General features: G+C 63.5%; 22 protein-coding genes. 15 read left to right on the top strand and 7 right to left on the bottom strand.

Translation table 11 applies throughout. The annotated features are described in order from the left end of the window. Nucleotides 1-1,298: 1,298 nt before the first annotated feature. Nucleotides 1,299-1,565: a 30S ribosomal protein S20 gene (gene rpsT, locus ACPPVR_RS41605; RefSeq protein ID WP_426612272.1), complete on the bottom strand. Its 267-nt coding sequence runs from the start codon at nucleotides 1,563-1,565 to the stop codon at nucleotides 1,299-1,301. Nucleotides 1,566-1,934: 369 nt separating this feature from the next. Between rpsT and ACPPVR_RS41600 the strand changes: the two genes are divergently transcribed. The 3 genes from ACPPVR_RS41600 (at nucleotide 1,935) to ACPPVR_RS41590 (ending at nucleotide 4,041) form a co-directional block, all read left to right on the top strand. Next, on the top strand, nucleotides 1,935-2,252 hold the full coding sequence (locus ACPPVR_RS41600) for a hypothetical protein (protein ID WP_091898220.1): 318 nt from the start codon (nucleotides 1,935-1,937) through the stop codon (nucleotides 2,250-2,252). A gap of 145 nt (nucleotides 2,253-2,397) precedes the next feature. Continuing rightward, nucleotides 2,398-3,054: a peptide-methionine (S)-S-oxide reductase MsrA gene (gene msrA, locus ACPPVR_RS41595; RefSeq protein WP_426612271.1), complete on the top strand. Its 657-nt coding sequence runs from the start codon at nucleotides 2,398-2,400 to the stop codon at nucleotides 3,052-3,054. Between the two features lie 252 nt (nucleotides 3,055-3,306). After that, nucleotides 3,307-4,041, top strand: a complete 735-nt coding sequence (locus ACPPVR_RS41590; protein WP_426612270.1) for a polysaccharide biosynthesis/export family protein — start codon at nucleotides 3,307-3,309, stop codon at nucleotides 4,039-4,041. Between the two features lie 129 nt (nucleotides 4,042-4,170). Here ACPPVR_RS41590 and ACPPVR_RS41585 read toward each other — a convergent pair whose 3' ends face one another. The 3 genes from ACPPVR_RS41585 to ACPPVR_RS41575 all read right to left on the bottom strand — a co-directional run bounded on the left by ACPPVR_RS41585 (nucleotide 4,171) and on the right by ACPPVR_RS41575 (nucleotide 6,186). Further along, complete coding sequence (locus ACPPVR_RS41585) at nucleotides 4,171-4,842, bottom strand: dienelactone hydrolase family protein (RefSeq protein ID WP_426612269.1); 672 nt, start codon at nucleotides 4,840-4,842, stop codon at nucleotides 4,171-4,173. Between the two features lie 214 nt (nucleotides 4,843-5,056). Beyond that, nucleotides 5,057-5,398, bottom strand: coding sequence for a hypothetical protein (locus ACPPVR_RS41580; protein WP_426612268.1), 342 nt, complete (start codon nucleotides 5,396-5,398; stop codon nucleotides 5,057-5,059). A gap of 23 nt (nucleotides 5,399-5,421) precedes the next feature. Continuing rightward, complete coding sequence (locus tag ACPPVR_RS41575) at nucleotides 5,422-6,186, bottom strand: alpha/beta fold hydrolase (RefSeq protein WP_426612267.1); 765 nt, start codon at nucleotides 6,184-6,186, stop codon at nucleotides 5,422-5,424. Nucleotides 6,187-6,493: 307 nt separating this feature from the next. On the opposite strand from ACPPVR_RS41575, the gene ACPPVR_RS41570 reads away from it, so the two are divergent. The 3 genes from ACPPVR_RS41570 (at nucleotide 6,494) to ACPPVR_RS41560 (ending at nucleotide 10,624) form a co-directional block, all read left to right on the top strand. Continuing rightward, nucleotides 6,494-6,985 carry a (2Fe-2S)-binding protein gene (locus ACPPVR_RS41570; RefSeq protein WP_426612266.1) on the top strand — a complete coding sequence of 164 codons (492 nt, stop codon included), beginning with the start codon at nucleotides 6,494-6,496 and terminating at the stop codon, nucleotides 6,983-6,985. Next, nucleotides 6,982-9,264 (top strand): molybdopterin cofactor-binding domain-containing protein, encoded by a 2,283-nt coding sequence (locus ACPPVR_RS41565; protein WP_426612265.1) that lies wholly within the window; start codon nucleotides 6,982-6,984, stop codon nucleotides 9,262-9,264. The genes ACPPVR_RS41570 and ACPPVR_RS41565 overlap by 4 nt, the downstream gene beginning before the upstream one ends. Before the next feature lie 265 nt (nucleotides 9,265-9,529). Further along, complete coding sequence (locus ACPPVR_RS41560) at nucleotides 9,530-10,624, top strand: HD-GYP domain-containing protein (RefSeq protein WP_426612264.1); 1,095 nt, start codon at nucleotides 9,530-9,532, stop codon at nucleotides 10,622-10,624. An 11-nt stretch (nucleotides 10,625-10,635) separates the two neighbouring features. On the opposite strand, the gene ACPPVR_RS41555 is transcribed toward ACPPVR_RS41560, so the two are convergent. Then, on the bottom strand, nucleotides 10,636-12,216 hold the full coding sequence (locus ACPPVR_RS41555) for an AMP-binding protein (RefSeq protein WP_426612263.1): 1,581 nt from the start codon (nucleotides 12,214-12,216) through the stop codon (nucleotides 10,636-10,638). Nucleotides 12,217-12,313: 97 nt separating this feature from the next. After that, nucleotides 12,314-12,724, bottom strand: coding sequence for a VOC family protein (locus tag ACPPVR_RS41550; protein ID WP_426612262.1), 411 nt, complete (start codon nucleotides 12,722-12,724; stop codon nucleotides 12,314-12,316). A 126-nt stretch (nucleotides 12,725-12,850) separates the two neighbouring features. Here ACPPVR_RS41550 and ACPPVR_RS41545 point away from each other — a divergent pair, with 126 nt between their 5' ends. The 6 genes from ACPPVR_RS41545 (at nucleotide 12,851) to ACPPVR_RS41520 (ending at nucleotide 16,275) form a co-directional block, all read left to right on the top strand. Continuing rightward, nucleotides 12,851-13,825, top strand: a complete 975-nt coding sequence (locus ACPPVR_RS41545; protein ID WP_426612261.1) for a Bug family tripartite tricarboxylate transporter substrate binding protein — start codon at nucleotides 12,851-12,853, stop codon at nucleotides 13,823-13,825. Between the two features lie 150 nt (nucleotides 13,826-13,975). Then, nucleotides 13,976-14,254, top strand: coding sequence for a DUF3551 domain-containing protein (locus ACPPVR_RS41540; RefSeq protein ID WP_426612260.1), 279 nt, complete (start codon nucleotides 13,976-13,978; stop codon nucleotides 14,252-14,254). A 153-nt stretch (nucleotides 14,255-14,407) separates the two neighbouring features. Then, nucleotides 14,408-14,671: a DUF3551 domain-containing protein gene (locus tag ACPPVR_RS41535; RefSeq protein WP_426612259.1), complete on the top strand. Its 264-nt coding sequence runs from the start codon at nucleotides 14,408-14,410 to the stop codon at nucleotides 14,669-14,671. Nucleotides 14,672-14,724: 53 nt separating this feature from the next. Continuing rightward, nucleotides 14,725-15,177, top strand: coding sequence for an ArsR/SmtB family transcription factor (locus tag ACPPVR_RS41530; protein ID WP_426612258.1), 453 nt, complete (start codon nucleotides 14,725-14,727; stop codon nucleotides 15,175-15,177). Next, nucleotides 15,177-15,521, top strand: a complete 345-nt coding sequence (locus ACPPVR_RS41525) for an SRPBCC family protein (protein ID WP_426612257.1) — start codon at nucleotides 15,177-15,179, stop codon at nucleotides 15,519-15,521. The genes ACPPVR_RS41530 and ACPPVR_RS41525 overlap by 1 nt, the downstream gene beginning before the upstream one ends. A gap of 16 nt (nucleotides 15,522-15,537) precedes the next feature. Further along, on the top strand, nucleotides 15,538-16,275 hold the full coding sequence (locus ACPPVR_RS41520; RefSeq protein ID WP_426612256.1) for a DUF899 domain-containing protein: 738 nt from the start codon (nucleotides 15,538-15,540) through the stop codon (nucleotides 16,273-16,275). 170 nt (nucleotides 16,276-16,445) lie between these two features. Here the strand turns inward: ACPPVR_RS41520 and ACPPVR_RS41515 are convergent, their stop codons facing one another. Next, nucleotides 16,446-17,690, bottom strand: a complete 1,245-nt coding sequence (locus ACPPVR_RS41515; protein WP_426612255.1) for a S1C family serine protease — start codon at nucleotides 17,688-17,690, stop codon at nucleotides 16,446-16,448. Nucleotides 17,691-17,893: 203 nt separating this feature from the next. On the opposite strand from ACPPVR_RS41515, the gene ACPPVR_RS41510 reads away from it, so the two are divergent. From ACPPVR_RS41510 to ACPPVR_RS41500, 3 genes are read left to right on the top strand one after another with little or no spacing between them, the layout of a single operon-like run. Then, nucleotides 17,894-18,511, top strand: a complete 618-nt coding sequence (locus ACPPVR_RS41510; RefSeq protein WP_426612254.1) for a hypothetical protein — start codon at nucleotides 17,894-17,896, stop codon at nucleotides 18,509-18,511. Next, nucleotides 18,498-18,872 carry a transcriptional regulator gene (locus ACPPVR_RS41505; protein WP_426612253.1) on the top strand — a complete coding sequence of 125 codons (375 nt, stop codon included), beginning with the start codon at nucleotides 18,498-18,500 and terminating at the stop codon, nucleotides 18,870-18,872. Before ACPPVR_RS41510 ends, ACPPVR_RS41505 begins: the two co-directional genes overlap by 14 nt. A 31-nt stretch (nucleotides 18,873-18,903) precedes the next feature. Continuing rightward, the gene (locus ACPPVR_RS41500) at nucleotides 18,904-19,644 is read left to right on the top strand and encodes a di-trans,poly-cis-decaprenylcistransferase (RefSeq protein ID WP_426612252.1); all 741 of its coding nucleotides are present in this window, start codon (nucleotides 18,904-18,906) and stop codon (nucleotides 19,642-19,644) included. Nucleotides 19,645-19,761: the final 117 nt, after the last annotated feature.

Below are 19,761 nucleotides of genomic sequence, written 5' to 3'. Positions count from 1 at the left end.
CGTTTGAAAACTTCTACTGAGAGGTAAAGTTGCGTTGTGAGCGCCATGCAGAGTTCCTGCCAGGATCTCTAAAATGGCGCGACCTCAAGCGAGTCCATCATCAGGCATAGCTCTGCCGTTCGGCGCGAACGCCGCGGTCAGATCAGCGATGTCAGAGATGGAGGGTTCGCGAGGTCAGCGCGTACTCGGCGCCCCGTCACACGCGGAGGGCTGGGCGTCCGACGGATCCAGAACGGCATTGTGGGAATAGGAAACGTGTTTGAATACCGCGTTGCGTCCGTAAGACATGATACCTCCCCATCCTGCCGTGATCGCTCACGACAAGGTCCTGCGTGTCTTGAAGACAACCGCGTCAAAAGTCGCGGATGTCCCGCCCGTCTGTTCGTGTCGTCCGCTCGGCTTCGCCATCAGGCGTGTCGGGGTAGCTTCACGACGTCTCTCACAAGCGCTTGGCGCGAGCGAGATCGATTAAGATCCCGCTTGGAGACATTCAGGCAAAGAGCTACCGTTCCCACATTGCTGTAGGTTTTGAACCGACAATCGCTTGTTGAAGCGTCGCCTACGTGCACACCGCCGCCGATTTGCACGCTCGCCCCGTTTCCAAAACCGCGCTGGTCTCAAGATCGTGGGCGCTGCGGACGACTTAAGGAATACACCAAGCGGAAAGACTCGCAATGAAATTGATTCAGACTTGAGCCGTTAAAAATCTTGACCAGCGTTAACGCCGCGCGCGAGTTGTTCACAGGCTCGAGAGCAAGTTTCTGGATTCGTGCACAGATTCGAAAATGCGGCGCGTCATGTGACAATTCTCCGCCACCGCCAAAAATTTTTTACAAAAGCGTCACGCGCGTGCCGTGCGGGGGATTTTTTCAAATGCTTGGCACCACTATGTCGATAAGTGATTAGCGAGACATCGTTTTTTGAGTCTCGTTTCACAGGGTAACCCGATGCGAAACATGTTCCGGGGAAACTACGGTGTGCAGAACGCGCACGCGTGCAGATGTGAGTTAGCCCCGCCCCGCAGGGGTTTTTTGCACCGCAGTGAAAGTTTCCGCTGTTGCAAAAACACCGACAGGTAAAATTGCGGGCGCAGCCTGGTGGATACGACAAAAGTCTTCCAACGCAGATTGGTCGCCCGACGACCGCAAGCGTGAATTGTGACAGGCAACAAAAAGCCCGGCACGAAGCCGGGCTGTTGACGAGCGCGATGTTCGATTGGTTCAACCGATCGAATGAGGCGACCGGATTGCGCGACGAACTTGCTTCGCGAACTTGGCTGGCAAGTTTACTTGGTAAGTCTACTTGGCGAGCTTGGCGATCTGCGCGGTGAGGCGCGAGACTTTGCGGCTGGCGTTGTTCTTGTGAACGATGTTGCGCTGCGCTGCGCGCATCAGCGCGGGCTCGGCACTCGCCAGCGCCTTGACGGCGGCGGCGCGGTCGCCGCTCTTGATGGCTTCTTCGACGGTACGCACGGCACCGCGCATCTGGGTGCGGCGCGACTTGTTGACGGCGGTGCGGCGGGCGATCTTGCGCGTCGCTTTCTTGGCGGAAGTGGTGTTGGCCATGGTCTCAATATCCTTTGCGGTACCGGTCGCGTCTTGGTCGGGTAGCGCCGGCTGCTTGACCGCGTAATCGACGCTCGGATTTAGGGTGTTCGGTTGCTAAGGCTATTCCCGGAACATGAGCGACGGCCTTGCGGCGTCATCTACAGGTGCTCAAAGAACAGCGGCGGCAGGATTGCGCCCACCGCCAGTTGGCGCCCTTATAGAGGGGGTCTTTGGCACCGTCAACGCTTTCCGGGGCTGGAAAACCGGTCCTTGAGCGTTCCAAAGCGGGCCGTAACGCCCTGAAGAGGTTGAATTTCTGCCGCCTCCCGGCTATTGGCTGGCGGCGTTTCCAAGGTCGTCCGGTCGGACGACCATAAAGGGTGAGGCATGATCCGCGGCTTTTTCCGACTGATTGGGCTGTTGCTGTTGGCCGGCGGGTTCATCTTCATGGTCTATGACGGCGCCCGCTGGGTAGCCGACCAGACCCTGAAATTCACCCGGTTCGGCCAGTTCTGGAACGACATCAATCAGGCCAGCCAGACGGCGTTCCGGACCTGGGTCGAAGCCAAGGCGCCCTGGCTCTGGACCTCGGTGATCCGCCTGGTGCTGGATCAGCCGGTTTTCGCCGTGCTCGGCATTCTGGGCATCCTGCTGATGATCCTGTTCCGGCCGCGCAAGCCGCTGATCGGCTATTCCCGGGACTGAGTGCCGCAGATGAGGGGCCGCGTAACGGGGCTGCCCCTTTGCGCGTAAAGACCTATATTCCCACCTGATCGCGAGCACGCCGCCTGAGCCCTTGGCCTCTTGAATTGGCTCAAGCGACGGACAGCTCGTTCGCGGAGACCCAATCATGTTGTTCATGCGCAAGACCACCGCATTGCCGAGCGCCACCGAAGCGCTGCCGGGCCGTGCGCAAGCCATTCCGACCGCAACCACTCATTTCGTCAACGGCGCGAAGCTGGCACCGCCTTATCCCGCCGGCCTCGAGCAGGCCGTGTTCGGGCTCGGCTGCTTCTGGGGTGCCGAGCGCAAGTTCTGGGAGCTCGGCGATGGCGTTTACGCCACCGCTGTCGGCTATGCCGGCGGTCACACGCCGAACCCGACCTATGAAGAGACCTGTTCGGGGCGCACCGGGCACACCGAAGTGGTGCTGGTCGTGTTCGATCCGAAGAGGATCTCCTACGAGAAGCTCCTGAAGACGTTCTGGGAGAGTCACAACCCGACACAGGGCATGCGCCAGGGCAACGACGTCGGCACGCAGTACCGAAGCGCGATCTACACGTTCAACGACGCGCAGAAGACAGCGGCCGACGAGTCGAAGGCGCTCTACCAGAAGGCGCTTGCTGCCAAGGGTCTCGGCGCCATCACCACCGAGGTCGCGCCCGCCGGCGCGTTCTACTTCGCCGAGGACTATCATCAGCAATATCTGGCCAAGAATCCCGCCGGCTATTGCGGCTTGGGCGGCACCGGCGTGTCCTGTCAGATCGGCGTTGGTGTGAGCGCGTAGGCCCAGCCACAAACTCGGTTCACCTCTCCCGCTAGCGGGAGAGGTCGCGTTGCATCGAGAGATGCAATGCGGGTGAGGGCTCTCTCCTCATTGGGAGCCCCTCCGCGGAAGCACCCTCTCCCCAACCCTCTCCCGCAAGCGGGCGAGGGAGCGCACCGCGCTCGCAGCGCCGCTCCACATCCCTATCCTCAATGCTTTGTTAACCATAACCAGTGCATCACTGGACCGGTCTCGTTTTCAGGGATGGCTCCGGTGCCGGTTGCGCGCGCGTTTACATGGTCGATCTTGGCAGCGTCCGCCGCGCTGACCCTTGGCGGCTGCATGCAGACCGCCGGTCCCGTCGCATACGTGCAGCCGCGCGCCGATCTCGACTCCATGGCCTATGGCCAGCCCTACAGCGCGCCGCAGCCTGTCGTCGTTGCCGACGGCGGTGGTGCCATCGCGGCGCTGAGCAATTCCTTTGCCTCTGGCCCTGCACCCATGCCGGTCGGCTACGCCGTGCCGATGGCGGCGCCGGTCCGCTACGACTCCTCCTATCATCTCGATGCCGGCGACAGGCTGCGCGTCGTGGTCTACGGCCAGGAAGGTCTCACCAACAGCTACGCCATCGATGCCGGCGGCTCCATTACCATGCCGCTGATCGGTGGAGTGCCGGCGCGCGGCCGCACCCCGGCGGGTCTCGCCGGCGAGATCGCCGCACGCTTGCGCAACGGCTTTATCCGCGAGCCCTCGGTTGCCGTCGAGATCGAAGCCTATCGCCCGTTCTTCATTCTCGGCGAAGTCTCCGCCCCCGGCCAATATCCTTACGTGCCGAACATGACCGTCGAAAGCGCCGTCGCGATCGCCGGCGGCTTTTCGCCTCGCGCCAAGCGCGACGTGGTCACCGTCACCCACACCGAAGCCGGCGGCTCGATGCGCGCCATCGTCCCGCTCGGCACGCCCGTCAGCCCCGGCGACACCGTGTTCGTCGGCGAGCGCTGGTTCTAAGAAGACTCTCTCCTCTCGTCATTCCGGGGCGCGCGTAGCGCGAGCCCGGAATCCATTGCGCCGCCGTTTCTGACGCACGATGGATTCCGGGCCTGCACCGCTTCGCGGCGCATCCCGGAATGACGGAGGCTATTTCAAATGCTTCGCGAAAAACTCCAGGCTGCGCGGCCAGGCGATGTCGGCGCTGGCCTTGTCGTAGCTCGCGCGCTCGTCGCAATGAAAACCGTGCTGGGCGCCCGGATAGATGAAGACTTCCACGTCCGGCCGCTTCGTCTTGACGGTTTCGACGTCGGTCAGGGGAATGCCGGCATCCTTCGCGCCGAAATGCAGTTGTGTCGGCGCCTTCGGTGTCTCGTCGGCAAAGCGCACGACCGCGCCGCCGTAGTAGCCGACCGCGGCCTTGAGGCCCGACAGCCGCGTCGCCGCGACAAAGGCGATGCTGCCGCCGAGACAAAAGCCGATGATGCCCACGGGGCCAACGCTCTTCACCGCGTCGATCGCGGCCTGGGTGTCGCGCAGCATCGCCTCCCAGTCTGGACTAGCGACGAACTTGCGCGCCTCTGCGATCTCATCGGGCGTGTAGCCGGACTGGAAGCCGGGCGACGTGCGATCGAAGATCGACGGCGCGATCGCGACATAGCCTTCCTTGGCGAGGCGATCGCAGACCGAGCGGATGTGATGATTGACCCCGAAAATTTCCTGGATCACCACCACCGCGCCCTTCGGCGCGCTGGCAGGGTCAGCGCGATAGGCGCCAAGCTGGAAATTGTCGGAGGCCGTCAGTATGATGTCTTGTCCCACGCGGGTTGTCCTTCTTGGTTGATTGTCGATCTGGAATTCCGCTCGCTCCACAAACTCGTCATGCCCGGGCTTGTCCCGGGCATCCACGTCTTCGTTTCCGAGTCAGAAGCACGTGGATGGCCGGGACAAGCCCGGCCATGACGGTGTGGCAAACTTCAGCGCACAATAGCGCTGCCGCCATATACGATTGCCCCGCGCCATGAGAGGTGGCACGTCACTCCCACATCCAGTTCTCGCCGTAATCCTCCTTCCATCCCGCCAGCCGTCCATGACGGAATTGCAGGAACAGGCGGTGGCGGTAGGGGATCAGTCCACTTCCGCCGAGGTTGCGCAGAGCGAGGTAGATCTCGTTGCCGGGGCGGCCGCGGACATATTGCAAGGGTTGCCCCAGCGCTTGCGCGGTCTGCCCCGCGTCCATCCCGAACGCCAGCGGCGTGGTGTTCGACAAGGTCGCGACGAAAGGCAGGCGCGGCGGCGTCCCACCGAACGGCTCGGCTTGCACCGATGTTGCGATGAGTGTCGCCACTGCGCTCGCAGCCAGCATCGCTCGCTTCATCGTCTGCGTCTCCGTCTGATCGCCTATCCCGGCAAGTTCTTCAGGAAAGGCACCACCGCGTCAACAAAAGCCTGCGGCTGATCGATGTTGACGGCGTGTCCGGCCGCGGGGATCACGGTTTTTTGTGCGCCGGGGATTTTGTTGGCCATGTAGTCGGACGCCGCGAGGAACGGCGTGTCGTCGGCGCCGACCACGATCAGCGACGGCACCTTGATGTCCGGTAACAGCTCGATCACCCGCGCATCGCGCTGGGTCAGCATGCCGCGCGCGGCCAGCGCCAGTCCCTTGGCATTGCGATGGCTGGCGGTGGCGCGTTCCCGGGTCGCCGCCTTCAGCATCTCGAGACCTTCGCGGTCGAGCTTGTCGGCCGTGCCGAGCGCCCGCGCATTCCAGGCCTCGCGCGCGTCGTCTTTCTTGAAGCCGGGACCGGTGTCGACGATCAGCAGCGCGCGGGCGCGCTCTGGATGGGCGCGATAGAAGGCGAGCGACATGTAGCCGCCGAGCGACAATCCACCGATGATGGCGCGCTCCGCGCCGATCGCGTCGAGGATCGCCGCCATGTCGCCGACCGTGAGCGCTTCGCTGTAGGCGCCGGGATCATCGGGATAATCGGACTGGCCGTGGCCGCGCATGTCCCACAGCACGAGCCTGTGGTCCTTGGCGAGTGCATCGACTTGCCCGTGCCACATCGCCGAGGTCGATGAATAGCCGTGCGTAAGCAGCAGCGGAGGTCCTTCGCCATGGACTTCATAATAGATATCGACGCCGTCCCGATCGATCCTTGGCATTCCACCCACCCTTATTGTTGTGCTTGCTCCCCATCCTAGCCCGCAGGGTTACTTGGAGGAAACCGTCGCGGTCGCGATGGCAAGCATGTCTGGTGCGCCATCTGTTGCGTTGAGTCGCTGCGCCGCTGCCGTTGTCGCAACGCACAACAAGTAGGTGTCGAGATAGTTTCGATCGATTCCAAATTGCATTTGCCTCTGGCTTCGAACCCGATCATTCTTGCGGTCAAGGCGGCCGCCGACCCGGTGGGCGTCCGCTACACAAGTTGCCGCCGTAAGCGGCTTCATGCACCGGCAGGGGAAGACGCCTATGCCAACGCTCACCATCAACGGGCGGAGTCTGTCCGTGGATGCGGCAAACGACACGCCGCTCCTTTGGGCTATCCGCGAACAATTGCAGATGACCGGCACGAAATTCGGCTGCGGTGCCGGCCTGTGCGGTGCCTGCACCGTGCACGTCAACGGCGAAGCCGTCCGCTCGTGCCAGACCATGCTCAGTGATGTCGCCGGCAAGAAGATCACCACCATCGAAGGCCTCTCCGCCAAGGGTGATCATCCCCTGCAGAAGGCGTGGATCGCCGAGCAGGTGCCGCAATGCGGCTACTGTCAGTCCGGGCAGATCATGCAGGCAGCGTCGCTGCTGGCGAAGAATTCCAATCCGACCAAGGAAGAGGTCGTGGCGCATATGGACGGCAATCTCTGCCGTTGCATGACCTATTCGCGGATCCAGAAGGCGATCATGCGCGCGGCTACCGAAATGCGCACCGCATCCGCTGCCGGCAACGAGCGGAGGCCCACATGAATAAGCACGTGAAGAACGTCACCCCCGAGGCGACCGATCTCAGCCGCCGCTCCTTCCTGGTCGGCACCGCCGCGACCGGCCTCGTGCTCGGCTATGCCGGCGTACCCGGAATCGGTGAGGCGCTCGCCGCGCCGTCCAACTTCGAGCCGAGCGTCTGGTATGCGATCGCGCCCGATGGTTTGGTCACCGTGACCTGCGGCAAGGCCGACATGGGCCAGCACATCGCCTCCACCATGGCGCAGATCGTAGCTGAGGAGCTCGGTGCGAAATGGAGCGACATGCGGGTTAATCTTGCCTCCAACGATCCGAAATTCAACGACCCCGTGCTGGGGGCGCAGATCACCGGCGGCAGCTGGTCGACCATGATGAATTTCGACGCGATGAGCCGGGCCGGCGCCGCCGGACGGATGGCCTTGACCGAAGGTGCGGCCGCTTCCATGGGCGTGCCGGCGTCAGAGCTCGTGGTGCGCGATTCCGTGATCGCGCATCCGAAGTCGAAGAAGCAGATGTCGTTCGCCGATGTCGTCAAGAGCGGCAAGGCGACGAAAACCTTCACGCCGGATGAGCTCAAGGCGATCAAGCTGAAGACGCCGGATCAGTACAGCATGATCGGCGTGTCGGTGCCGCAGCTCGACATCCCCTCCAAGACCAACGGCACGGCCAAGTATGGCATCGACGTGATGCTGCCGGGCATGGCCTATGGTGCCGTCGTCACGCCGCCGGTGCGCTTCGGCGCCACGGTGAAATCGGTCGATGACAGCGATGCCAAGAAGGTACCGGGCTTCATCAAGGCCGTGACCCTCGACGACAAGACCCAAACGACGACCGGCTGGGTGGTGGCGGTGGCCAACACTTATGCGCAGGCGAAGAAGGCCGCTGCGGCGTTGAAGATCGCCTATGACGGCGGTCCGAACGCGAAGGTGTCGAGCCAGTCGCTGCTCGACGAAGCAAAGCGGCTTCAAAAGCTGGAGGATTCCGGCCAGTTCTTCGTCAAGGACGGCGATCCGGCGGCGGCGTTTGGCACGGCCGCAAAGGTGCTGGAGGCGGAGTACACCACCAGCATCAACATCCACGCGCCGATGGAGCCGATGAACGCCACCGCGGAGTTCAAGGGCGACATCCTGCACATCTATTCCGGCAACCAGTTCGCGACGCGCTCCGGCGCGATCGCCGCGGGTGCGGCCGGGATCGATCCGAAATTCGTGGTCATGCACCAGATGTGGCTCGGCGGCGGCTTTGGCCGCAGGCTGGATGCCGACATGATGGTGCCGGCCGTGCAGGCGGCAAAGGCCATCGGCAAGCCGGTGAAGGTGATCTACACGCGCGAGAACGACATGACGATGGATTTCTCGCGTCCGCTCACCTTCCAGAAGGTGAAGGCCGGCGTGGACGGCGACGGCAAGCTGGTCGCGCTCAGCCACGACGTGGTCTCGGCCTGGCCGACTCAGCGCTGGGGCATCCCGGACTTCCTGTCGCCCTCGGTCGACAAGAAAGGTCCGCTCGACGCCTTCACGGTGAACGGGTCGGACTTCTTCTACACCGTCCCCAACCATACTGTGCGGGCGATCAAGAACGAGATGGCGCACAACGCCACCCCGTCCGGTCAGCTCCGCTCGGTGGCGCCGGGCTGGACGTTCTGGGCGGTCGAATGCATGATCGACGAGATCGCGGTTGCGACCGGCAAGGATCCGGCCCAGTTCCGTATCTCGCTGCTCGACGGCGCTGGCAAGAACGACGGCGGCGCGCAGCGGCTGCGCAACACGCTGCTGGCCGCGATGGGCCTTGCCGGTTATGGCACCAAGCAACTGCCGAAAGGCGAGGGCATGGGCGTCGCCTGCGTCTCGTCGCAGGAACGCGCGACCGCAAGCTGGACGGCCTGCGTCGCCCACGTTGCTGTGGCGCCCTCGGGCGAGGTGACCGTGAAGAAGCTCACGGTCGCAACCGATGTCGGCACGCAAGTGCATCCCGACAACATCCGCGCCCAGGTCGAGGGTGCGGCGATGTGGGGCCTGTCGCTGGCGATGTACGAAAAGGCGACGCTGAAGGACGGTGGCATCGAGCAGACCAACTTCGATGGCTATACGCCCTTGCGCATGAGCCAGGTGCCCGAGGTCGCAATCGCCGTGATTGCCAACGGCGAAAAGGCCACCGGCGTCGGCGAGCCTGCGGTGACGGTGATTGCCCCGGCCATAGGCAACGCCATCTTCAACGCCTCCGGCGCCCGCGTGCGTGCGCTGCCGATCACGGCCGAGGCCGTGAAGGCGGGCATGAAGGCGTAAGGCGGTCCAAGGCTGCTTGAGACGATCCGCCGGAGGGCAGCCTCCGGCGGATTTTTCGTTCCAAAAAGCTAAGTCCTTCCAATGGCCTGTCTACTGTGCATGGGGTTGTTTTCGCGGTTTTTTGTCGGGACCCCGCCGGCCCGGCCGAAATCCCTAAAATTGCACCCAATTCCGCAGGGTCCCATTGAGCACGCCTCTTAAGGGCCGGAGAACCTAATCCGGCTTAGGCTGACGCCAAATCCAGTCCCGTGCTTTTGGGGAAGCCATGAACGCGTCAGCCAAACCAGCCGCCAAACGCCGGCTTTTGCTCGCCTCCGACCGGAGCGACGAGAGCAACGAGCTCGCCGGCATCCTGAAGGCGGTCGGCGATGTCTCGACGGTGACGACCCAGGCCATTCCCGAGCAGCCGTCACGCGATCTCTCCGGCCTTGTGGTCGACATCAATCTGCGTTCGCCCGAGAGCGTGCAGCGGGTGCGCAACAAGCTGCGCGGCGATGCCTATCGCTCGATGCCGCGGCTGTTTGTGCTCGCTGACGCGCTTCATCACGGCACCATGCAGGCCTGGGCGCTCGGCGCCACCGACACCATCTCGCGCCCGCTTCAGCCCGACGCGATCCTGCAGCGCATCCGCGCGGCGTTTCCCGACACCACGATCTATGACGAGACTGATCGCGGCAAGACGCTCAACCGCGGCGTCGAGGCGGCGCATGCGGTACTCCGGAAGATGTTCGAGAAACTGCCGCTCGGCATTCCCCTGACCTTCGACGACATTGTCGCCGCCGAAAGCAAGATCCTCAAGGCGATCAAGCATTCCTCGCTGCGCGAATGGCTCACCACCGTCGGCTGTCACCATGTCGGCAGCTATCGTCACTGTCTGTTCGTCACCGGCTTTGCAGTCTCCTTCGCCCAGCATCTCGGCATGCGCGAGGACGATCAGCGCCGGCTGACCCGCGCCGCGCTGCTGCACGACGTCGGCAAGGCCTTCGTTCCCGCCTCGCTGCTCGACAAGCCCGGCAAGCTCACCGACGAGGAAATGGCCGAGCTTCGCGAGCATCCGCGCCGCGGCTATGACGCGCTCGCAGCACAAGGCGGCTTCCCGCCGGAGATGCTGGATGTGGTTCTGCATCATCACGAATTTCTCGACGGCACCGGCTATCCCAACGGCCTCTCGTCGAACCAGATCAGCGATATCGTGCGGGTCACCACCATCGTCGACATCTACGCCGCGCTGGTGGAGAAGCGCGCCTACCGCATGCCCTTCACCCACTCGCGCGCCTTCACGATGATGGAAGGCATGGGCGGCAAGCTCGATCAGCAGCTGTTGCAGGCGTTCCGGCCCGTCGCGCTGGGGTCGTTCTGACGGCTTTGCTGCTACTCCACCATCTTCCGCAGCTCCGCCTTCGCCACCTTCTCCAGCGTCGAGCGCGGCATGTCGTCGACCAGCCTGATCTCGCGCGGCACCTTGAAGTCGGCGAGGCCTTTGCGGCAGGCGGCCATCACGCAGTCGTGCAGGTCGGGTGGCGCAGCCGCGACGCCGCCGTGCGGGATGATGAAGACGACCGGCACCTCGTCCAGCATCGGATGCTTCTTGGCCACCACGGCCGCCTCGCGCACGCCGGGGACCACTGCGATCACTTGCTCGATCTCGGAGGCCGCGACGTTCTCGCCGCCGACCTTCAGCATGTCCTTGGCGCGGTCGCCGAACTTGATGAAGCCATTCTCCAGCAGCGTGACGCGGTCGCCGGTGATGAAGAAGCCGTGTTCGTCAAAGCTCTCGCGTGTCGCGGTCTCGTTGTGGAGGTATTCGGCGAACAGCGACAGGCCGACAATGCCCTTGATCGAGAGATTGCCGGTGTCGCCGATTTCGGTCGGCCGGCCGTCATCATCGGTGATGCGGATCTCGTATTCCGGCGCGGCGCGACCGATCGACATCGGGATGTTGGGCTGGTCGACCTCGCCGACGATGCCATGGGTGATGGTCTCGGTCATGCCCCACCAGCCGATCATCTTGACGCCGAACGCGGCGAACGCCGGCGGCTCGTTGATCGCGGTGCCCCACAGGCGGAATTTGTGGTCCCTCGGGATCTCCTGCTCGAGCAGCGCCTTCATGCAGAACGGTATCGTCGAGGTCCAGGTCGATCCGTGCTCGCGCGCGACGTGCCAGAACCGGCTGGCGGAGAAGCGCGGCTGGATCACGCAAGATGCGCCGACCCACAGCGTCGCCAGCATGGAATAAGCCAGCGCGTTGGTGTGGAACAGCGGCAGATAGGCTTGGTGCACGTCACTCGTATGCAGGTCCTCATGCGCGGCGTTGATCTTGGCGCCCCACAGCGCGTTGGCGTGAGTCCAGAGCACCGCCTTGGGGCGCGATGTCGTGCCCGAGGTGTATTGCACGCTGCACGGCGCGAGCGGATCGGTAGCGCGCCGGGGACGATCGGCGCTGTCGGCGAACAGCGACTCAAAGCTGTCGCTGCGTGAGACAGTTTGCGCAGGTGCCGCGCCTGCATCGTGCGAAGTGACGGCCATCCAGCGCAAATTACGGCAGTTCTGCGCGACGATCTCCGCATAGGCAGGCTGCGTGATGGCGGCGACCGCGCCGCAATGGTCCGCGAAATATTCGATCTCGGCCGGTGCCGAGCGGGTGTTGGTGGTCACCGCGATAGCGCCAAGCTCGACGCAGGCGAACCAGGCCAGCATCGCCTCGATGCAATTGTCCAGATGGATGAGCACATATTCGCCCGGCTTGATGCCGCGCTTTGCCAGCCCCGCGGTGAGCGCGCCGACCCGCTCGTGAAACTCGCCATAACTCCAGCGCCGCGCCGGCGCGTCGAACGGCGCCCAGATCAGGAACGGATGTGAGCTGCGCACCTCGGCGCGCATCCTGAGCAGCCAGGGCACGTCGAGGCCGGCGAACGGTCCTACGATTCCGGCTGGGGTCTGTTGAACTGGCATGCATCCTCCCGTGCAGCCTGCTTCGAGGCGGCTGCTTTCGTTATCGGGAGTCTTTCTGCCATCGGATGGCGCGTGGAGCAAATGCGCTGGCCGCGCCTCAATCCTCGTACGACGAAATCTCGATCAGGCTGCCATCCGGGTCCCGGCAATAGACCGAACGCAGCGTGCCGCGGGCGCCTTGCTTGGGAACCGGGCCTTCTGCGATCGCGACGCCATGTGCTTGCAAATGCGCCACCACCTCGTCCGGCGTCGCGGAGGTGAGGAAGCATAAATCTTCGCTGCCGGCGGTCTGATGGTCGGCGGTGAACCACTCCACCTTGTCGGCATTGCGCGGCCTGACATTGATCTTCTGTTGACCAAATTGCAGCGAAGTCCGCGGCGCTTTGCCGCCGCCGGGGTCGAACACCTTGACTTCCATGCCGAGAATTTTGCGGTACCACTCGGTGGTCACTGCGACGTCGGCGACATTGATCACGAGATGATCGAGGGCTTCTACCTTGACCGGCATGCCTTATCCTTTCGTCGCCATGTGTGTTGCGCACTTTCCGCGTGCGGCGCGCTTTGTTACAACGCCGCTGACGCCACTTTCAAGACATCTGGCTTTCAAGAACAACACGTTGGGAGAATCCTTGAGATGATCACTCGCCGTACCGCGCTGGGCCTGCTCGCCGCCAGTCCGCTTGCAGCCAGCCCGCTGTCGAAGGCCTTTGCCGCGGATTATCCGACCCGGCCGGTGAAGTTCGTGGTCGGCTATCCGCCGGGCGGCGCCACCGACATTTTGGCGCGGCTGATCGGCCAGCGGCTGTCGGAACGGCTCGGCCAGCAATTCGTGATCGAGAACAAGCCGGGCGCCGGCAACAATATCGGCACCGAATCCGTCATCAACGCCGAGCCCGACGGCTATACCGTGCTGCTGGTCAATCCCGCGAACTTTATCAACGCGACGCTCTACGCCAACCTCAAGTTCAACTTCGTGCGCGACATCGCACCGATCGCCTCGTTCCAGCGCACGCCGAATGTGATGACCGTCAACAAGGACGTGCCAGCCCAGAACGTCGCCGAGTTCATCGAGTACGTGAAGGCCAATCCCGGCAAGGTGAACATGGCTTCGTCCGGCAACGGCACCTCGGTGCATCTGTCCGGCGAGATGTTCATGTCGATGACCGGCTGCAAGATGCAGCACGTGCCCTATCGCGGTGCGGCACCCGCGATCACCGACATGCTCGGCGGCCAGGTGCAGGTAATTTTCGACAACATGCCCTCGATCATCCAGCACATCCGTTCCGGCTCGCTTCGCGCGCTCGGCGTCACCACCGCTCAGCGCTCGCCGCAGCTGCCCGACGTGCCTGCGATCGGCGAGACCGTGAAGGACTACGAGGCAAGCGCGCTGTTCGGCATGGGTGCGCCCAAGAACATGCCCAAGGACCTGATCGCCAAGCTCAACACTGAAATCAACACGCTCATGAAGGAGCCCGACATGACCAAGCGCCTGGTCGAGCTCGGCGGCGATCCGCTGGTGCAGACTCCGGAGGCGTTCGGCACGGAGATCGAGGCCGAGACCGCGAAGTGGAAAAAAGTCGTCGAGTTCGCCGGCCTCAAGGTCGAGTAGCGATCTTGTGATGACCGGACATGGAGCCCCGCCGCATGGCGGGGCTTTTTCTTGCATACCTTAGTTCGGTCGACCTGGAATAAACCGGCGAGACGAAACCTCATCATGGATGGCGCCGTATCTTTCGGCAGGAACAAAGGAGTTGGGATCATGCGCAAGATGCAATTGGCACTGCTGGCGCTTGGCGCGACGGTCCTTTCCGGCTTCGCCACGGTCAAGCCCGCAACGGCGCGCGACTATCCCTGGTGCGCCCAGGGCGGGGAGTACGACTATCCCGGTGAATGCGCCTACAGCACCTATGAACAATGCCAGGCCAGCGTCTCCGGCCGCCTCTTGTACTGCGGTCCCAATCCGCTGGTCGCCTATGGGCAAGTGCAGCAGCCCCAACCGCACTCTCGGCGGAAGATCCGGCGTCCCGTGCCGTACTGACGCTGATGAAGCCGGCCGTACCGACAGGGCCGGGGTACGCGGCCAGCGACCGCCGCCTCGATTTCTATGAAGCGGCTCTGGAATAAACCGGCCTGCCGAAACCTGACTCTATGCGAGGGCGTATCTCGCGCGACAAGCATGGGAGGTCAGGTCATGCGCAAGACGCACTTGGCGCTGGGTGTCATAATCCTGGCAGGGGTCGCCGGTACGTGTCCGGCACGGGCCGATTATGACTATCCGTGGTGCATCACTGATTCTGAATACGGCTATCCCGGCGACTGCTCGTATCAAACCCGTCAGCAGTGTCTGCTGAGCGTGTCGGGCCGCAAGGGATATTGCAGCGAAAATCCTCGCTTCATCGTTGAAAGCTCACCGCAACAGCCCGCGCCACGCCGGCGGCGCGTTTCGCCGAACTAGCTGCGCCAAGGTTGCCGCTTGACGTTGTCGCGTTCGCGCCTATACTAAACCTTATGGTTAAGTATCAAGACGAGACGCTGGACCGCACTTTTGCAGCTTTGTCCGACCCGACGCGGCGTGCATTGCTCGCACGCCTCGGCGAGCAGGACACGCTGTCGGTGAGCGAGCTGGCCGCGCCGTTTCCGATCTCGCTGCCGGCGGTCATGAAGCATCTCGACGTGCTCACGGATGCCGGTCTGATCGTTCGCGAGAAGAGCGGGCGCACGGTCGCCTGCCGGCTCACCGCGCAACCGATGGAGCAGGCGATGAACTGGCTCAATCGCTACGCGCAATTCTGGTCCGACAATCTCGATCGCCTTGCCGCCTTTGTGGAGAAAGACCCATGGCCAACGCAGCCGTCAACGCTGATCCCCGCACCACGGAACGTCCAAGCCTCACGCTCACGCGCCGGCTCCGCGCGCGGCCAGAAAAAATCTACGCCGCCTGGACGCAAGCCGAGCAGCTAGTGCAGTGGTTCGGGCCGCCGAACATGAAGCCGGCCACGCTGAACGCCGAACTCGATGTCCGCACCGGCGGCCATTACCGCATCAGCTTCACGCGCGACGATGGCGAGTATTTCGAGGCCAGCGGTATCTATCGCGAGGTTGTGCCGAATGAACGGCTGGTCTTCACCTGGGCCTGGCATTCGACGCCGGAACGCGAATCGCTGGTGACGATCACGCTGAAGCCGGACAACGCAGGCACGCTGATGATCTTCCATCACGCCCAGTTCTTCGACGAGACCGCACGCGACAACCATCAGCGCGGCTGGAGCTCGTTCTTCGACAAGCTCGACGCGTTCGGCGCCTGACCCAACGGAGGATACCATGCAGCAACATCAGATCGTCTCGCGCGAACAATGGATCGCGGCTCGCAAAACCCATCTGACGCATGAGAAGGAACTCTCCCAGGCCCGCGAACGGCTTGCCGAGGAGCGTCGCGCGCTGCCATGGGTAAAGGTCGACAAGAGCTACGTGTTCGAAGGCGCGAACGGCAAGGTTACACTCGCCGATCTCTTCAAGGGACGCCCGCAACTCGTCGTCCAGCACGTGATGTTCGCGCCCGATTGGGAGGCCGCCTGCAAGAGCTGCTCATTCTGGGCCGACGGTTTCGAGCACATGGTGCCGCATCTGGCCGCGCGCGACACCACGATGGTCGCGATCTCGCTGGCCCCTAGCGCAAAGCTCGAGGCGTTCAAGACGCGGATGGGCTGGAGCTTCGACTGGGTCTCCTCAGGCGGCAACGACTTCAACACCGACTACGAAGTCTCGTTCACGCCCGAGCAGATCGACAACGGCGTACCAAGATACAATTTTGGTACCACGCCGTTCTATGGGCCCGAGCTGCCCGGCATCAGCGTGTTCTTCCGCAACGAGGCCGGCGAGATCTTTCACACCTATTCCTGCTTTGCCCGCGGCCTCGACATGATGAACGCGGCCTATCAATATCTCGACCTCACTCCGCTCGGCCGTCACGAGGACGGCCTGCCCTATCCGATGGACTGGGTGCGGCTGCGCGACCAGTACGAGCCGCAGGTGGCGAAGGGGTCGTGTTGCCACGAGTGAGGGGGGCACGCTGTGCGCCAAACGCTCAACTGTCATCGCCCGACTTGATCGGGCGATCCAGGGCTCCGAGACGGAAGTGCTAGAATCGAGAGGCTGCGGCGTACTGGATTCCCCGCTTTCGCGGGGAATGACAGCGGGGAATGGCGCGGCAGCGCGCGCCTCTCGTTTCCCTACTTCTTCGCATCCGCCTGCTCGGTGCCGTTGCACGAGATCAGCATCGTGTAGGCGCGCGCGTTGCCGGCGATGTCGGTGGTCTTGAGCTCGCCCTTCGGCTCCGCGGTCTGGTACGGCACCACGGAATTGTCGAGGAAGTCGCGCAGCGCGCCGGTCTTGATGGCGAAGTTGATGTTTTCGGGGATGTTGCCGGTCGCAGCGGCGATGCGCAGGACGGGGATCTTTGCGGTGACCACGCCCACGATCTGACCGGTGGTGTCGAACAGCGGGCCGCCGCTATTGCCGGGCTGCACGGGCGCGCTGATTTGCAGGAAACGCGTGTCGTTGCGCATACCGCTGAGCGAGCTCACGATACCGGTCGTCACGGTGAAGTCCGACGTGAGCAAGCCATGGTAGGGAAAGCCGATCGCGACGACGGAATCGCCGGAGTGGAACGAGCGGTCGCGAATCCGGGCAAACTCCTTGAATGTCGCTGTCGACGGCGCCTGCAAGAGAGCGAGATCGTTGTTTGCATCGCTCGACACGACGCGCAGCACCATCGAGGCCTCGCCGGTGAGGTTGCCCTTGATGTCGCCGACGCAGCCGTCGATTACATGGTTGTTGGTGACGATGTGGCCGTTCGCGCTGACCACGAATCCGGTGCCGCTCTTGGCCCCGGCAGCTTTGCTGCCGGCCGGTGGCGCCTGCTTGTCCGGCGCGGGCTGCGGTTTGGCGGCGATCTTGGTGAAATCGCCGGCCTTGTCGAGCCCGTCGGCTTTCACCTTGGTCACGCAATTGGCCAATGCGGCGATCACCGGCCCGGTTGAGGTCAGATCGAAATTCAGGACGGCGCGGCCGGCTGTCGCCACCATCAGGCTCGCCTTCTGAAACGTACGCACAACATTGAGCGGCATGATGGCCGTGAGCATGTTGGGCTGATACGCCGTGGCGAAGAGTCTGGCTTGCTCCTGCCCGTCAAAGGTCACGTCGATCGCGGCGTTCTCGCCCTTGTTGAAGCGGTAGCTGGGACTCGCAAAGGCGAGCGACCATGTGCCGGCAGCATTTTGGCTCACGACGAGGATGACGCCGTTCGCATAAGGTGTCGTCGCCGCACAATGGGAGAAGGCGCCCGTCTCGTCATTGCTGAAGGCGCCGCCGATCCAGTTGCCGACATTGACGCTGCCGAATGGTCCTTTCGCATGCGCGATGCCGGCGACGCTCACCTGCAGCAGAGACGCAACGACAAACGACTTAAGCCACATACTTCCTCCCCCGGAATGCTTTTGAACCTATCTTATCTGTTGGAGGCGGTACGACGCAACCAACAGTTGTTCATTCGGATCCGATCTCCTCGCGGCGCCTTTCCGGCTTGCCTTTGCTTTGCGGTGCTGTATACTTTGCGGTACAAAGTAACGGGGACTAATGATCCCGGAATCACGGGTGGAGCGGGGTTTTGGCGTTGCCGATGCGCGATCTCGACAAGGCGCTGGCCGACATCGTGGCGATCCGCAACCAGATTGCGGCCGGCACGGCGTTCCGGGGCTATGGTCCGGCGACGATGGCTGCGACCGGGGCGATCGCGCTTGTTACCGCGATCCTGCAATTCTGGCTGCTCGGCGATCCCACGAGCGAGCCGCTCGGCTTCTTCTTCGGCTGGTTCATCGCTGCTGCGCTGTCGGGCCTGATGATCTGGATCGAGATGCGCGGGCGCTCGCGCCGTCATCATTCGGGCCTTGCAGACGCCATGATCCACCAGGCGGTCGAGCAATTCCTTCCGGCAGGCGTCGCCGGCGTCCTGCTTGCGGTGGTGATGTGGAAGTTCGCAGCCGAGACGTTGTGGCTCCTGCCGGGGCTGTGGCAGATCCTGGTGTCACTTGGGATTTTTGCGTCGGTCCGCTCGTTGCCGCGCAGTGTGGCGTTTGCCGGGGCCTGGTACTTCATCTCGGGCTTTGCGGTGGTGGTGCTGGCGAGCGGGACCCACGCGCTGTCGCCATGGACCATGGGACTGCCCTTCGTGATCGGCCAGTCGGTGATGGCGGCCATTCTGCATTTCGCGTCCGGAGACAATGATGTCGAAGATTGACAGCGCGCCTTTCTCCTATGAAGGGCTCGACCGCGTGATCCACGAGAAGGCGAGGCTCGGGCTCCTGACCTCGCTGATGGCGCATCCCAAGGGTTTGGCGTTCGCCGATCTCAAGCAGCTCTGCGGCCTGACTGACGGCAATCTCAGCCGACACCTCGCCGTGCTCCAGGAAGCCGGCCTCGTCGAGGTGACCAAGGGCTATGAGGGCAACCGCCCGCACACCAGCTGCCGCCTGACCAAGAGTGGCCGGCGTCGCTTCCTCGACTATCTCGCCGTGCTCGAGCGTCTCGTACGCGACGCCGCCAGAGCGGCCGGCCGCGAGGCGCCGCCGCTCGGGCGCCTCGGCATGCTTTCGACCTGATCGTCCCCCTTTTTTGACTGGAGACTTTGCGATGCAAAGTGACGTCACGTCCCAAAACGAGAAGCTTCATGTCGGCATCATCATGGACGGCAACGGCCGATGGGCCACACGGCGCGGTCTGTCGCGCGTGCGCGGCCACGAGGCCGGCGTCGAGGCGATCCGCCGCATCGTCGAGGCCGCGCCCAAGCAGGGTATCGGCACGCTGACGCTCTACGCGTTCTCCACCGACAACTGGCGCCGGCCCAAGGCCGAGGTCGCCGCGCTGATGACGCTGTTGCGCTTCTATCTCGCCAACGAAGTGCAGAGCCTGGTGAAGAACGGCGTGCGGCTCTCCGTGATCGGTCGTCGAGATCGTCTGCCCGACGGCATCGCCAATGCGATCGCGCGCGCCGAAGCGGCTACCGCTCATGGTGGTACGCTGCATCTGCGCATCGCGGTCGACTATTCCGCGCGCGACGCCATCCTCAACGCCGCGGCAAAGGCAGCTGCGCTCACGAGTCTCACCCGCGAAGCGTTCTCGCAGCTCGTCACCGGAGAGGCCGGCTTGCGCGACGTCGATCTCATCATCCGCACCAGCGGCGAGAAGCGACTGTCGGACTTCCTGCTGTGGGAAGGCGCCTATGCGGAGCTGCACTTCACCGAGCGGATGTGGCCCGAATTCGAGGCGAGCGATCTCGCCGCGGCCTTGGCGTCCTTCCATGGCCGCGAGCGGCGCTTCGGCGGCCTCCAAGCGATCATGCCGGAGGAGGTGCCTTCACTCTCCCGTGTGTGACGCCGAAGCGGAGCAGCGTGCTGTTCGTTTTCAGCCGCATGATTGCCGGCAATGTCCAAGCGGCCAGTATGCGGTCTCGGCTAGGTGTGCAGTCCACGCCACCTGCCGAGAGCGCTG

This window comes from Bradyrhizobium sp. McL0616, from assembly GCF_049993385.1.
GTDB lineage: Bacteria > Pseudomonadota > Alphaproteobacteria > Rhizobiales > Xanthobacteraceae > Bradyrhizobium.
The sequence above is the reverse complement of the archived record's forward strand: the minus strand, read 5'-3'. Positions and strand labels throughout refer to the sequence as shown.